The organism is Pseudoalteromonas sp. (assembly GCF_036960685.1).
In the GTDB taxonomy this organism is placed as follows: domain Bacteria; phylum Pseudomonadota; class Gammaproteobacteria; order Enterobacterales; family Alteromonadaceae; genus Pseudoalteromonas.
Window position 1 is genome coordinate 158,567 of record NZ_JBALXK010000001.1, and the last position, 14,453, is coordinate 173,019.

Below are 14,453 nucleotides of genomic sequence, written 5' to 3' on the forward strand. Positions count from 1 at the left end.
TTTTACTTCTCCTGTGCTTGCAGGGTATCTTGGTGACCCACAGCGTACATAACATGGTCGTTAAATCCGGTTGTTACCCGAATATAACCGCTTAATTGATCATCTAACTCGCTATCACCAGTATCGGCAATCAGCGGTCGGCCATTTAAGGCCTGTAATTTAGTTTTGGTAGCGACGACAATAATATTGTCTTTACCAATAGCGCGAATGAGTGCGGGGCTTAATTGCTGATTACCCCGGCCAAAAATGTGGCCTTGCCCACCAATTAGCGTGATCACTAATTTAGTGCTGCGTGCATGGGTAATTGCTAATAGCTGTTGCGCTGTTAAGTCTTGTGCAACTAAACTTTGGTTTTCAACTAAATCAACCCCTAACAAGGTATTTTCAACCCCCATTTCTTGCATGATGGCCTCAACCGTTGAACCACTGCCCATCACATACAAGGTGTCTTCTTCCATTTCACTAACAACATGCGCGGCAATATCTGCCAGCACCAATTCGTCGGTTTCTTTACCGCCATTTTTAACCGCTTGTACATAACGTACTTCACTGGGCACTTGCATTTCGCCGTAACGTTTTGCTTTTACTGTCCCTAGGCGGAACGCATCCTCGTCAATATCCATCACATCTGCATCAGCTAGGGTTACTAACTCACCTTTAACAAGCATTTCAACAACTCGACCTGCTGCTTTTGGGGTAATAGCATACACGCCCGAGTGAATTTTGCAGCCCGCAGGAATACCCAGTACAGGCACTGTGTCTGCCACTGCGTGACATATATTACGGGCTGTGCCATCGCCACCAGCAAATAAAATTAGGTCTACGCCCTGCTGCTGTAATGCTTGAGCGGCAAGCTCAGTATCTGAACTCGTGGTCGAACGCTCGCTGTGATAAATAACCTCAGTCGCGAAACCAAGCTCTTTGGCCGTATTCTCGCCCATTGCATCATTAACAGTGTAAATGCTAAGCAAATCCTTATAAGGCAATAACACCTCAAGCGCGGCCTTGGTGCGCAAATTTGCTTTAGGCTCAGCACCGAGCTCTATTGCTTGGTAAGCCATACCGTCACTGCCTTTAAGTGCTACGCTACCACCTAACCCCGCTACTGGGTTTACAATTAGCCCTAATTTAAACTGCATCACTAAACTCCTGAGGGTGTTGCCATACAAACTGTGTGGCAGTTAAAGGCCATGGCGTATTATAAAAATCGCTTAACGCTTTTAAAAGAGCGGTTGTGCGAGGATTAAAGCCATTTTTTATTAATTGTAGAAGCTGTTGATGTACACGCTTCTGGAAATCAAATCGACAGGTTTGCTCACCATTTAAGTTATCGACTGATACATTAAAATCAAAGCCAGCTGCAACACTTAACGCCCATTCAATGGCTTGCGGCTTTACTTCAACCGCTTCAAATTCAGCTTGCTGCACTTTATCGCGCCCATCTGGGCAATACCAATAACCGTAATCTTCTAATAATCGTCGCTTATCTCCCGCCACCAGCCAATGGGCTGTTTCGTGTAATGCACTGGCGTAAAAACCATGGGCAAATACAATCTGATGATAAGACCTATCTGCGTTAGCAGGTATGTAAATAGGCTCATGCACGCCTTTGATCAAACGCGTATTATGGCTTTGATAAAAGGTAGTTTCAAAAATAGATATCAGGTCGGCTATTTGATGCATAAAAATTTGATTATTTACCTTGCTAAAATGCGGCTAACACAATTAAAAACGAGGCGAATTGTACGGGCTTTTAGCAAGAATGTAAAAGTGGATAGCCGCTAGGCAACCTCTCGTTGTTGGCTGTTCTTTATTTCGTAAGTTTAATTAATATGCATAAGGCAAAAATTAACTATTTACTGCAATCTATCTCCTTTTATTTACTGTTTGAGCAAGAACCCTTACCCTCTTTACACTTGCTATCCAAATTTAACAATGAAATTATAAAACTCATGTTCAAATTACCTTTTATTAAACGACCTACGCTTTTAGTTTTTACGTTAATTGGGCTACTAACTGTATCCCTGCCTACTGTTGCAAAAAGTATCAGCATTAATGTATTTGCAATTCCTTCAAAACCAATCATTAATCTAGTTGAGCAAACCAGTGATGCCTTAAAAAAACAAGGAATGATCAGTTTTTACGAAAAAGGCAAGCCAGTGCACGCTACTTTGTATTTAACTGATTTTACTGAAGGGTCTGAGGAGGCAATTAAACGTGCGGTAAAAGCTATCACCGAGCAGCATCAAGCGTTTGCTATAACAGCACAAGGCTTTACTGTGACACAAAGTAATTGGGCGTTTATTAACTTACAGTATTCATCGCAACTGCAAAGGCTATCGGATGAAGTAACAATGGCGATAGAGCCATTACGTGACCCAAATACCGCCATACCCGATTGGGTTAAAAACTATCCGAATAAACTCATGGCGTTTGAACGCTATGGTAGTCCTAATGTATTTCAAAACTTTCAACCTCACCTAACTTTATTAGCAAACGAAAAAAGCCCTCAACTGGCTATTTTAAATAAACAAATGCAGGCTAAACCGCCTCGAGCAGAAGGGAAAATAGTCGGCATAGGGATTGGCATTTCAGACCAATTTGGCCAACAAAAGCAAGTGATTGCAGAGTACTTTTTCCAAAGCGATAACAACTAACTTGTTTATTGTTGTTGCTTTGCTAGATAATTTTTTAGCAATCGGGTGTTACGGGTATTTGCTTTAAAGTAAGCATCAAAAATATCACCGACAAGCGGAATTAGGCCACCAAAAAAATCAATCAGCATATTGATCACTATCCGTAATTTTATACGTTTACTGACTCCTAAGCGCTGGGCTTCAAACAAAACATAGCTTGATAAAATAAGCCCAGCCAAATCGCCAATACCTGGTAGAATACCGATCAGGGCCTCTACACCAAACTTAAACCGAGTAAAAGGAATGCCAATACTGCTGTCGGTAAAACGACTAAACTTCTCTAACCGCTTTAAAGCAGCTTGGTGTGATAATTTAATCTGTTCCATACATCCTCATAACTTTAGCGCTTGGCAAGTTACTTTAAATAACATCAACCCCCGCTTCATCGCAAGCAACAATATCTGTTTCTTTACTTGATTCAATGATCCACTGTTGTAATGTAGGACAACTTAAAACATGCTGACAATAGTGCTCAGAGGCAGTGGATAATGATATTTGATAGGTTTTTAATCTAAGTACAACAGGCGCATACATAGCATCAGCTATACTAAATTCACCAAACAACCACGCATTTGGGTAACGTGCTTGTTGTGTAGCAAAAATTTCATCAATACGGGCGAGATCTTTTTTCGCCGCCGTAGATAACTCAACCTTACGCGTTGCACGAATATTCATTGGCATTTCATTACGCAGCGCCATAAAGCTTGAGTGCATCTCTGCGCTTAAACTACGAGCAATTGCTCGCTGCGCACTATCAGTAGGCCAGGCTGCATTAGATAAATAAGCATCATTGATGTATTCACAAATAGCCAATGAATCCCATACCTGCAAGTCGCCATCGACTAAGGCGGGTACTTTCTGTACTGCAAAACTGTTTTTAAGCGTTTCATAAAACTCTGGGGTGTCTAATACGAGTTGTTGCTCAGTAAAAATGACATTGAATTTACTCATTAAATACCATGCTCTAAGCGACCATGTCGAATAGTTTTTATTACCGATAAATAATTGCATTTTCGTTCCTTAGTAGTGTTTAATATCCCTAATATAGAGCAGTAGTAAACTAATTACTTACCAATAGTTTTTATACAATACATAAGTAAAATTGATAGATGAGTTAAATATGGATTTAGACGCCCTACGTACTTTTTGCGCTTTTGTTGAAACGGGTAGTTTTACTCGCGCTGCACAACAAGTATGTCGCACCCAATCGGCAGTGAGCATGCAAATGAAAAAGCTCGAACAAGAGCTGGGTAATCCATTATTTCTCAAACAAGGCAGGCAGCTTGTACTATCTTCAAGTGGCGTTCACTTAGCCAGCTACGCAAAACAATTATTAGCACTGCATGATGAAGCCTATAAACAACTTAAAACCGGTGGTGGGCAAACTCGCGTGCGCTTAGCATGTCCTGACGATTATGCAGGCACGGTATTACCTAAAGTTGTGGCTTTGATACATAAACATATACCGCAACTTGATTTACAAATCAGTTGCGCGCCGACCAACCAGCTCAAAGCACAGCTAGATCAAGGCTTGCTTGATATGGTGATTGCGACGCGCTCGCCCAACTCTGAAGAAGGTTATTTTTTACAATCAAGCAAAGGTGTGTGGGTTAAAAGTGCCGAATTTAACTATCAATCCGCTATGACCCTGCCGGTTGCAATATTTCAACGAGATTGTAAATTTCATCAAGCGGCTGTTGAAGGGTTACTAAAGGTTGAACGCCAATTTAACATTGTTGCTTGCTGCGGTTCAGTGAGCGCACTCACTGGGTTGGTGAACGCTAACTTAGCCGTAGGTGTAATGGCTGAGGTAAGTAATTCCCTTGGATTGATGACGATCACAGATCCAACCCTGCCACCCTTACCCGTTATTGATATCGTGCTATTACATGCAAACCACGCTCATAACCCAATAAAACGAGAGTTAGTAAAGCTAATAGCAGCAGATTATGCGCTTACCTTATGAATCTTGGGTATTAATAAGTGTTTAAAGACTATCGCAGCCTCACTAAAGTTCGTGTTCTTTTCGGTTCAGTGAGATATAAAAACTGTGTACTATCGTGTGAGGCATTAATTAGCATATTCCCCTTCTCATTCGCGATATGGTGTATTTCTGAGCGGGCACTTTGTAAATTAAGCTGAGTGAGCTGATAGCCCTGTTCCTGCTCTGAGGTAATGTTCAATGTTTGATCATCGACCGCCAGACCAATAATATCACTATCATCTGTGTGCCATACTTGTGCAAAATTACCATCTTGATCGAGTCGAAATACGTGTTTGTCGTTAGAAAAATAAATCTGATCGTGTTTATCTAAAGCCATTGCATAACAAGCCAATCGCTCTCCTTGGCCTGTGAATGGTGTTAAGCTTAATGTTTGTAAGTCTAATTTTGCAGGATGAAATGTAACGCCATCATCAGCCCGGTATGAGACCAAGATCGCATCTTCATTATAAAACTTCTCTCTGAGGTAAAACGAATGATGGGGATGAGCCACTTCTTGATAATCACCTGTATTTAAATCAATTCGAAACAGTTTGTCTTTACTTGCGGTGATCACCTCTTCGCCATTTTTTGACCAAACAACCCCAAACAGTTCTTCATTATTAGGGTTTGCAAAAATCAGCGTTTGTTTACCTTGCTCATATAAAAATAACTGTTTTAAACCAAACCGATGGGATTCAAATACAAACTTAGTTGAATCAGCTGAAAACACCGGTAAAAAATCAACCGACGAGGTATCAACAATTTTTTCATACTGCTGAGGGGCCGTATTTGTTGCACGTAAAATATCAACATCAACATTCACCAATTCCATCAAAATCTCCTCACCAGAGGGTGTAAATTTGGCATCACGAATAATTTTATAGTTATTAAAAGCGATATCCGTAGAGTTACCCTGGCGATCAATAAGTAATAGGTTATTGGTGTTGCTTATCAGCAAGTATTCACCGCTTGGATGCCAACTAAGCCCGTGAATACCATCTTCGATAACGGCAATTGCTTTGCTACTATTATCCGTTAAATTCAGTATTTCAATACGGTAGTTATTTTGTCCTGCTTCATAACCAAGCGCTAATTGCGTTTGATCTGGCGACAACGCATGTAACTTTAACCAGTCTTGCCCATCAGAGGCTTTAATTACCTGTTTTTGTTTAGTTTCTATATTGACGGTCGAAAGTTGTGTGTCATTTTTGTGTTTTCGTTGTTCAATAAAATAAATCTGATTGTTATTAGTCCATTGTAATTGCTGGCTAGTAACTAAATATTCTTTAAGTTCCAGTACCTTAACATAATTTAAACTCGTTAGATTTACCATATCTAGATTAAAATACGCTAATTGGCTAATATCATTTTGTTTTTCTATAAAAGCCAATGCACGATTATCCGCACTCCACCCTAGACTAGAGTAGGTCGATGGATATTGGGATAACTGTACCTCTTTCCCTGTCGCTAATTCTTTTAGCCAAATATGCTGGTTGTTATCATCGCCGCGAACAAATGCTAGATACTTGCCGTTATGAGATTGCGACAGATAGGATTCATTTGCTTCATTTGACGTAATAGGCACCAGTACCGAAAAATCTGTTTTTACTGCTTCTTGATCCAAGCTCAGCCAGCCGCCAATTAAACACAGTAGTATTACAGTCGTAAAAATCAGTATTGATCTCGTTACTGTTTGTGGTTTCTCTTCATCAAGTGCAAGGCAATAACCCCGTTTCGGGTGGGTAATAATGAATTTGGGATTTTTAGAATCTTCATTTAATGCTTTTCTCAGCAGTGCAATATTGCGCTGCACATTGCTTGGGCTAAATACTGAACTTGGCCACACTGCTGTAAAAATTTCTTCTTGGCTAACGACATTACCCCGTTTGGAGTACAAAAATTGGAGTACATCCATGACCTTAGGTTCGACAACTTGTTCACTTTCAGCGGATGAAATTTTACACCGACTAACATCAACAGTAAAATTTCCTATACGAAACCCAGTCACTTAAAACTCCAATAAATATATATAAATCATAGATTAAGATTTTCTTAAGATAAACTCAAGGGTTATTACATTGCTGACTTAATTAGTTAAGTTGATGGTTCGGGCACCTGTTATTAAGTACTAAAAAAGATGCAACGAATATTATCAACATTCATTATTTTTGTAAGCGCGTTTTTACTCTTTCAAATTCAACCTATCTTGTCTAAAGAGTTACTACCTGAGTTTGGTGGCGGCGCTTCGGTGTGGTCTAGTAGTCTATTTTTTTATCAAACTATGCTGTTACTCGGCTATATATATGCCCATTTATTAAGTCGTTTTCAGCTAAAGCAGCAACTGCTCACTCATACAGTATTAGTGGTTTTATCAAGCATCATTACCTTTAATCAATTTGACGTCGCTGCATTTTTAACACTTCCCCCCACATGGTTAGTGATTGCTAAATTGTTTTTTCAAGTTGGCCTTGCTTTTATATTGCTCAGTGCCACCAGCGTGCTATTACAACGTTGGTACATTGAATCAACTCACTCAACCGTACCTTATCATTGGTATTCACTTTCTAATCTGGGGTCACTATTTGCCCTAATGAGTTATCCGTTTATTTTTGAAGTGGCATTTTCAATCAATGAACAAAAGCACTATTGGAGCACGGGGTTATTTACTTACAGTGCGCTGTTGTTGTGCTTGATTTATGTTTTATTTAAAAACGGTAAGCTCACAAAGCATACAATTTCCAAACAAAAAAATAGCTTGCTGATCAAACCTAACTGGTTATGGATTGCATTCTCAGCGACCAGCTCAATGATGTTGATTGCAACCACACAGATGATCAGTATCAATATCCCGCCCATGCCACTAATTTGGGCTTTGCCACTGGCAATTTATTTACTGACCTTCAGTTATGCATTTGCGGGGGTAAAAAACTATAATCGCGCTCATTGGGCATATTTGCTGATGCTTAGCGTATTCGCAGGGCTTTTTATGTTTTTCCTCGGAAGCCAGTTTAATGCCCTAGCCCAACTGTTAATTTATAGCTTTATTTTATTTATTGTTTGTATGATCTGCCATGGCGCACTTAGAAAGCTCGCTCCCGATGGTTCACTGCTGACTGTATTTTACTTATATATCGCCTTAGGTAGTGTGCTTGGTAGTCTACTCAGTGCAATACTCGCTCCTATGCTATTTGAACAAATAACAGAATATATTGTCGCGTTAGCTGCACTACTCATGCTATTTATCTATACACAATTCACACAAACAAAGCGCCTATCAACGCTTTATAAAACCGCGTTACTCACCACGCTGATTGTTTGGGGGGCAAGTTACGGTTACCTCTTTGCTAATTTCAATCAGTACAATTTAGCGTCTGCAAGAAACTTCTATGGATATGTCACCGTAAAAGATATAACAACCGCAAGTTTCGCTGAAAGACGTTTAATCGACGGCACAACAATTCATGGCTCACAGCCGCTAAATAAACAAACTGAACTCACAAACAGCTATTACCATCAACATACTGGCATCGCAAAATCACTGTCAGCATTAAAAATTCAGCAAGATTTAAACATAGGTATTGTCGGTTTAGGTGCAGGCGTATTAGCAAAATTTGGTGATAAACGCGATAAAATCCGTTTTTATGAGCTTAACCCTGCGGTTTATAGCATGGCGCTAAATTATTTTTCATATTTAACAGATAGCTCTGCACAAATTGAGGTTGCCATTGGCGACGGTAGAATAACCTTAACGGAAGAAGTAAATAATAAAGCACCATTGATGAATGCACTGATCATTGATGCCTTTTCTAGTGATGTAATTCCAACTCACTTACTGACTGAAGAAGCATTTGCACTTTATTGGCAGCGACTAACACGCGATGGTTTATTGATCCTACATATATCCAATAACCATATAGATTTAATGCCAGTACTTAAAGCCCATAGTAAGCGCTTTGATAAGTCTCTGATCAAATTTAAATATACTGGCACACTGCTAGGCTCTGAATGGGTCGTAATGACTAATAACCAAGCATTTTTAAATTCGATTACGCTTAGTGACTTATCACCTATTATTACCAATTCAAAAACACCATTAACGCAGTGGACAGATCAAAAGCACAGCCTTATTCCACTCATAAAGTTTTAATACCCCTGATCACGTTTCTATAAGCACAAAAAAGCGCGACATAAGTCGCGCTTTCAATTTATATATCGGTTTAGTGTAAAGCTAAAACAATTAAATTGAGCCTTTAATTGGCCCATGCTCATGATGAACATGCGGGTTTTGTCCGCGTTGGCGTAGTAAATGGTCCATTAATGTAATCGCCATCATGGCTTCCGCTATCGGGATTGCGCGAATGCCCACACAGGGATCGTGACGACCCTTAGTGATCATTTCCACCGCTTCGTTTTCAGTATTAATACTGTTGCCTGGGATGGTAATGCTCGATGTCGGTTTGAGTGCAATTGACGCGATAATATCTTGCCCTGTAGAGATACCTGCAAGTACGCCACCGGCATGATTTGAAGTAAAACCATCAGGTGTTAACTCGTCGCGATGCTCTGAACCTTTTTGTTCAACCACATCAAAGCCATCACCAATCTCAACGCCTTTTACGGCGTTGATACTCATTAGAGAGTGTGCAAGTTCAGCGTCAAGCCTATCAAATACCGGTTCACCTAACCCAACAGGTACATTTTTAGCCACTACTTTTACTTTTGCACCGACTGAGTCACCTTGCTTTTTAAGGTCGCGCATATATTCATCAAGGGCTTCAAGTTTGCTAGCATCAGGGAAGAAAAACAGATTGTTTTCAACTTCATCCCAATCATAGTTCTCAGCTTTTATTGGCCCAAGTTGGCTTAAACATGCACGTACTTCAATACCATGAAATTGTTTTAGGTATTTTTTGGCAATCGCACCTGCGGCTACACGTATTGCGGTTTCACGGGCAGATGAACGGCCACCACCGCGATAATCGCGCAGTCCGTATTTATGCCAATAGGTATAATCGCCGTGGCCTGGACGAAACACGTCTTTAATCTTGCCGTAGTCTTTTGAACGTTGATCGGTGTTTTCAATCAGTAAACCAATACTCGTGCCTGTGGTTTTACCTTCAAATACACCAGAGAGAATTTTTATTTGATCGTCTTCACGGCGCTGCGTTGTGTAACGGCTTTGCCCTGGTTTGCGACGGTCTAAATCAATTTGTAAATCGGCCTCGGTGATTTCAAGACCTGCGGGCGTACCATCAACAACACCGCCGAGGGCGACGCCGTGGCTTTCGCCAAAGGTGGACACTTTAAATAACTGCCCTATGCTATTACCTGCCATTAACTTTCCTCATTCCTAATGACTACTAAGTACCGAGCCTAAGGCTCGGCTTTAATTCTTGCTGTGACTAATCTGCGAAGTATTCAACTAACTGCTTTTTGCTGATCACAAATACACCTAAGCCACCTTGTTCAAATTCAATCCATTCAAACGGCGCGCCAGGGTAAAGCGCATCCATGTGTACCATAGAGTTACCTACTTCGACAAATAACAAACCGTTATCAGTTAGATGATCTGCCGCTTCACTTAAAATAGTACGAGTTACATCAAGGCCATCGTGACCCGATGCCAAACCAAGCTCTGGCTCATGGTGGAACTCACGCGGTAAATCGGCCATGTCTTCAGCATCAACGTATGGCGGGTTTGCCACGATCAGGTCATATTTTTGCCCAGGTACACCGCTGAAGACATCTGATTGAATAGGTAATACACGGTCACTTAACTGATAGTCGGTGATATTAATATCCGCAACTTCAAGTGCTTCGTAAGAAATATCCACAGCATCAACTTGTGCTTCATCAAACACTTGCGCCAGTGCAATTGCAATACAGCCAGATCCTGTGCATAAATCTAAAATACGGCTAACCGACTCAGGCTCTTCAAGCCACGGCGTAAAACGATTATTGATAAGCTCAGCAAACGGCGAACGAGGAATAAGTACGCGCTCGTCCACATAAAATGGCATATTGGCAAACCAAGCTATATTTGTTAAGTAAGGTACTGGGGTAAAATCGTTAATACGCTCAGCAATTAAACCTGCGAGGCGGTTTTTTTCGGTGCTGGTTAAGCGCGCATGCATTAATTCTTTTGGTGCATCAATCGGTAAACTTAATGCTGGAAGTAATAAGCTCACCGCCTCATCCCATGCATTATCAGTACCGTGACCAAAGAAAATACCACTGCTGGCAAACTGGCTAGTCGTCCAACGCAGCCAATCGTGTAACGTTGAAAGTTCTGCTACAGCTTCATCTAAGGTTGCTTCTTCTATTAGTAATTCACTCATGTTCGTTGTCTACCTGCTGCTTTAGAAAATATCTATTCAATCGAGGCGCAATTAAGGCCCCATGATTGCCCTATTGTAACGCTTTTTCACACAGTTTTTACTCTGTTTTATCTCGATTTTTAGCGTTTTTTTGTTTAGACTGCCGCTATGAAAAAAGATCCTCTCTCAAACGCAGATATTAGCATCGACGACATCGATATGTTTCGTCAAAGCATCAGTGGTGCCCGTGTATTTAAACAAGATACTCACCGCTTTGCTAATAAACCTAAAATCTCACAAGCGAAGCTATTTGCCCAGCAAAAAAAGCAACAACAGTCAGAATTTTTCTTTTCTGATGAATATGTGCCCGATATAGACACTCACGGTACGGTTAATTATGTGCGAGAAGGCGAGGACCGCTTTTTAGCAAAGCAATTACGCCGTGGTGACTTTATCCCCGATTTAACCCTTGATTTACATGGTTTAAATAAAGAATTAGCTAAAGATGAATTAGCAGGGCTGATCCATGAATGCAAAAAAAAGCACTATTACTGCGCCTGTGTCGTTCATGGCATTGGCGGACATATTCTCAGACATAAAGTACCGCAATATTTAGTACAGCACCCCGATGTTATTGCTATGCACCAAGCACCGCTTGAATATGGTGGTAAAGGGGCGGTACTTATTTTAATAAACTTACCACAAAGTGATGAATTTAGACGTTAAACGTTGCTAGCCATCTGCTTTTACAGGCCATAATTAAGTGCATATATTTTCAATAATCTTCCCGCTGATCTTCATTGTTGCTCTGGGTTATGGCTGTTGTAAGTTAAAATTTTTTCAACAGCAACACATTGCAGGACTGAGTAAGTTTACGTTTTACATCAGTTTGCCTGCGTTTTTATTTTTAAATATGTCGCAAATAGACTTACACCAAAGCATTAGTTTATCTGCCTTTTTGAGTTTTTATATTCCAGTGCTACTGGTGTTTGCTTTAGGCATTTTAGTTGACCGTTTTTATTTAGCGAATCAAAAGAACTATCAGCAACACAGTGTGTTTGGCTTAGCGACCAGTTACTCAAACATGGTGTTGGTGGGCATTCCTATTATCATCGCCTCACTGGGCAAATAAATGATCGCCATCGCTTTTATGATCATTACCTTTCACAGTACATTACTGTTTGCACTCACTTACTTAATTGGTGCAAAGGGCAGCGAGCACGCATTTTCATGGTCAAATTTTGCTAAGAGCATGGTACTGAATCCGATTGTATTGAGTATAGGCTGCGGGCTAATATTAAATATCAGCGGCATTGTTTTGCTTGATAACCTAGCAAAGAGTTTAGAGCTATTAGCAACCCCCGCCATTGCCTGCGCGTTATTTGTATTAGGTGCCAACTTAGCGTTTTATAAAATTGCCGCTAATTGGCAACCTGCATTAATCGCCTCGCTAATGAAGATTTTGTTACTACCTGCTGGGGTATTTTTGATCGGTGCATACGCATTTGAATTAGAAAGAGAGATTTTAAATGTATTAGTGCTATTAAGCGCTTCTCCTGTGGGTGTTAATGCCTACCTTATTGCCAGCCAGATAGGCCAACATCAAGTGACACTTGCCGGCGCAGTGGTTTTATCAACTGTATTGAGCGTCGTTAGCTTTAGTTTTTGGTTATCGGTATTGCTGTAACCTTTACAAACCGCCAGCTACATCAATAAAACTAGCTGTGGTAAATGATGCCTGCTCAGAGGCTAAAAAGTAAATTGCAGCGGCAACTTCCTCAGGTTGCCCACCTCGAGCCAATGGTAACTTATCTTTAAGACGATCTACCCGATTAGCTTCACCACCATCACGGTGCATTTCAGTGTAGATTAATCCTGGGCGCACTGAGTTAACGCGAATATTAAGCATAGCGACTTCTTTAGCTAAGCCAATTGTTAAGGTGTCCATCGCCCCTTTTGAAGCAGCATAATCTATATATTCATTCGGCGAGCCTGTTTTGGCCGCCCCAGATGAAACATTAACGATACTGCCGCCATTAGTCATGCGCTTAACCGCTTCACGACTGCATAAAAAAGCGCTTGTTACATTGGTGGTTAGCACTTCATTTATACGTGTGGCATCCATCTCAAGTAATGGCATTTGCGGTTTTAAAATACCTGCATTGTTTATCAGCACATCTAGTTTGCCAAATAGCTCGTCTACTTTTGTAAATAGAGTAAGCACTTGTGTTTCTTCAGACACATCAGCTTGAACTATTTCAGCTTTGACGCCAAAGCCACGTACCTGCAGCACTATTTTTTCAGCGCTGCGTTGATTCGTTTTATAATTAATACACACATCATAACCGTGACGAGCAAAATAAATTGCAGTTGCCGCTCCAATGCCACGGCTAGCGCCGGTTATCAGTACCACGGGAGTAGAGCTCATAGTGCTTCCTTTATGTCCTTGAAAACCAACGCCGCACATTTATAAGTCGTTCAATTGCTTGAGGACTATTTGATTGCTGCGACAACTGAAATCTCAACTAACAAGGCATCGCGTGCCATTTTAGCTTCAACACAGGCGCGTGCGGGTGCATGCCCCTCAGGTACCCAGGCATCCCATACCGCATTCATATCGGCAAAATATTCCATGCTTTTTACGTAAATAGTGGCACTGAGCATATGCTCTTTAGAACTACCCGCTTCGTTAAGTAATAGCTCGACTTTATCAAGCATGGTCTGTGTTTGCTCGGTGATGTTTTTTTCTGCGTCAGCACATACTTGGCCGCATAAATACACGGTGCCATTGTGCTTAACGATGCGGCTCATTCGCGCACCAGTTTGCAAGCGTTCAATTGTCATAAATATATTCTCTAAGTTAATTTATCTAAATCTAGCAAATTAACTTATTAAATAATATCAATAACTTTAGATATTGGCTGGAGCATGGATACTGAGGTATTGGCTTTTTTGATTGTGTTCGTCGTAACTTATCACGGCAACGGCACCGGTATTAAAGATAGGCATATTTCCGGCACTTAGTTGATCAACTAAATAACTAACAATTGGCATATGTGCCACCACTAACCAAGTATCACATTCAGGGTGCATTGCTATTAGGGTTTCTAAATAATCCCCGGCAATTTGTGGATTGCCTTCTGGTACTATGTCCGCGCAGGTTTCTTCAAATAAAAATGCATTGTGCTTTTTTACACCCGCAGCCGTTTGTTGAGCACGAATGTAAGGACTCACCAATAAAGCGTTTGGCGCATGGGTTGCTTGCAACCATAAGCCCATTTTTTCAGCCTGTTGCTGGCCAACCGAGGTCAAATTTCTACTTGCATCGTCAGCTTGCATCGGAGTCGCTTCGCCGTGGCGCATTATTAGGATTGTTTTCATAAAAAATCAACCAATTAAAGAATATAAAACAGTAGCCAGTTTGCCTGTTTGTCCGCTATATTAAAACAACGTCAT

At 40.8% G+C, this 14,453-nt stretch carries 14 protein-coding genes and 1 pseudogene; 5 read left to right on the forward strand and 10 right to left on the reverse strand.

Annotated elements, in window-relative coordinates:
• Positions 1 to 2: 2 nt before the first annotated feature.
• Positions 3 to 1,139 (reverse strand): ATP-NAD kinase family protein, encoded by a 1,137-nt coding sequence (locus V7783_RS00720; protein WP_335677096.1) that lies wholly within the window; start codon positions 1,137 to 1,139, stop codon positions 3 to 5.
• Positions 1,129 to 1,683 carry an elongation factor P hydroxylase gene (locus tag V7783_RS00725; RefSeq protein WP_335677097.1) on the reverse strand — a complete coding sequence of 185 codons (555 nt, stop codon included), beginning with the start codon at positions 1,681 to 1,683 and terminating at the stop codon, positions 1,129 to 1,131. The genes V7783_RS00720 and V7783_RS00725 overlap by 11 nt, the downstream gene beginning before the upstream one ends.
• Positions 1,684 to 1,952: 269 nt before the next feature.
• On the opposite strand from V7783_RS00725, the gene V7783_RS00730 reads away from it, so the two are divergent.
• Positions 1,953 to 2,657 (forward strand): 2'-5' RNA ligase family protein, encoded by a 705-nt coding sequence (locus V7783_RS00730; protein WP_335677098.1) that lies wholly within the window; start codon positions 1,953 to 1,955, stop codon positions 2,655 to 2,657.
• Between the two features lie 5 nt (positions 2,658 to 2,662).
• Here V7783_RS00730 and V7783_RS00735 read toward each other — a convergent pair whose 3' ends face one another.
• A complete protein-coding gene (locus V7783_RS00735; RefSeq protein ID WP_169020239.1) occupies positions 2,663 to 3,022 on the reverse strand; it encodes a DUF4112 domain-containing protein in 360 nt (119 codons plus the stop codon).
• A 34-nt stretch (positions 3,023 to 3,056) separates the two neighbouring features.
• Complete coding sequence (locus tag V7783_RS00740; RefSeq protein WP_335677099.1) at positions 3,057 to 3,707, reverse strand: glutathione S-transferase family protein; 651 nt, start codon at positions 3,705 to 3,707, stop codon at positions 3,057 to 3,059.
• Positions 3,708 to 3,816: 109 nt separating this feature from the next.
• On the opposite strand from V7783_RS00740, the gene V7783_RS00745 reads away from it, so the two are divergent.
• Positions 3,817 to 4,662, forward strand: coding sequence for a LysR family transcriptional regulator (locus tag V7783_RS00745; RefSeq protein ID WP_335677100.1), 846 nt, complete (start codon positions 3,817 to 3,819; stop codon positions 4,660 to 4,662).
• A 28-nt stretch (positions 4,663 to 4,690) separates the two neighbouring features.
• On the opposite strand, the gene V7783_RS00750 is transcribed toward V7783_RS00745, so the two are convergent.
• Positions 4,691 to 6,688 (reverse strand): winged helix-turn-helix domain-containing protein, encoded by a 1,998-nt coding sequence (locus V7783_RS00750; protein WP_335677101.1) that lies wholly within the window; start codon positions 6,686 to 6,688, stop codon positions 4,691 to 4,693.
• Between the two features lie 129 nt (positions 6,689 to 6,817).
• On the opposite strand from V7783_RS00750, the gene V7783_RS00755 reads away from it, so the two are divergent.
• Positions 6,818 to 8,827 (forward strand): fused MFS/spermidine synthase, encoded by a 2,010-nt coding sequence (locus V7783_RS00755; protein ID WP_335677102.1) that lies wholly within the window; start codon positions 6,818 to 6,820, stop codon positions 8,825 to 8,827.
• A gap of 90 nt (positions 8,828 to 8,917) precedes the next feature.
• Here the strand turns inward: V7783_RS00755 and aroC are convergent, their stop codons facing one another.
• Together aroC and prmB are read right to left on the reverse strand one after the other, a co-directional pair.
• Entirely contained in the window at positions 8,918 to 10,015 is a 1,098-nt protein-coding gene (gene aroC, locus V7783_RS00760) for a chorismate synthase (protein ID WP_335677103.1), read from the reverse strand.
• A 67-nt stretch (positions 10,016 to 10,082) separates the two neighbouring features.
• Positions 10,083 to 11,018 carry a 50S ribosomal protein L3 N(5)-glutamine methyltransferase gene (gene prmB, locus V7783_RS00765; RefSeq protein WP_335677104.1) on the reverse strand — a complete coding sequence of 312 codons (936 nt, stop codon included), beginning with the start codon at positions 11,016 to 11,018 and terminating at the stop codon, positions 10,083 to 10,085.
• Positions 11,019 to 11,165: 147 nt separating this feature from the next.
• On the opposite strand from prmB, the gene smrB reads away from it, so the two are divergent.
• Positions 11,166 to 11,723, forward strand: a complete 558-nt coding sequence (smrB, locus tag V7783_RS00770; protein ID WP_335677105.1) for an endonuclease SmrB — start codon at positions 11,166 to 11,168, stop codon at positions 11,721 to 11,723.
• Between the two features lie 37 nt (positions 11,724 to 11,760).
• Positions 11,761 to 12,684 (forward strand): annotated as a pseudogene (locus V7783_RS00775) (AEC family transporter).
• A gap of 3 nt (positions 12,685 to 12,687) precedes the next feature.
• Here the strand turns inward: V7783_RS00775 and V7783_RS00780 are convergent.
• The 3 genes from V7783_RS00780 to sixA form a co-directional block, all read right to left on the reverse strand.
• On the reverse strand, positions 12,688 to 13,425 hold the full coding sequence (locus V7783_RS00780; RefSeq protein ID WP_335677106.1) for an SDR family oxidoreductase: 738 nt from the start codon (positions 13,423 to 13,425) through the stop codon (positions 12,688 to 12,690).
• A gap of 65 nt (positions 13,426 to 13,490) precedes the next feature.
• Positions 13,491 to 13,841: a RidA family protein gene (locus V7783_RS00785; RefSeq protein WP_335677107.1), complete on the reverse strand. Its 351-nt coding sequence runs from the start codon at positions 13,839 to 13,841 to the stop codon at positions 13,491 to 13,493.
• Positions 13,842 to 13,907: 66 nt separating this feature from the next.
• The gene (sixA, locus tag V7783_RS00790) at positions 13,908 to 14,378 is read right to left on the reverse strand and encodes a phosphohistidine phosphatase SixA (protein ID WP_335677108.1); all 471 of its coding nucleotides are present in this window, start codon (positions 14,376 to 14,378) and stop codon (positions 13,908 to 13,910) included.
• Between the last annotated feature and the right edge of the window lie 75 nt (positions 14,379 to 14,453).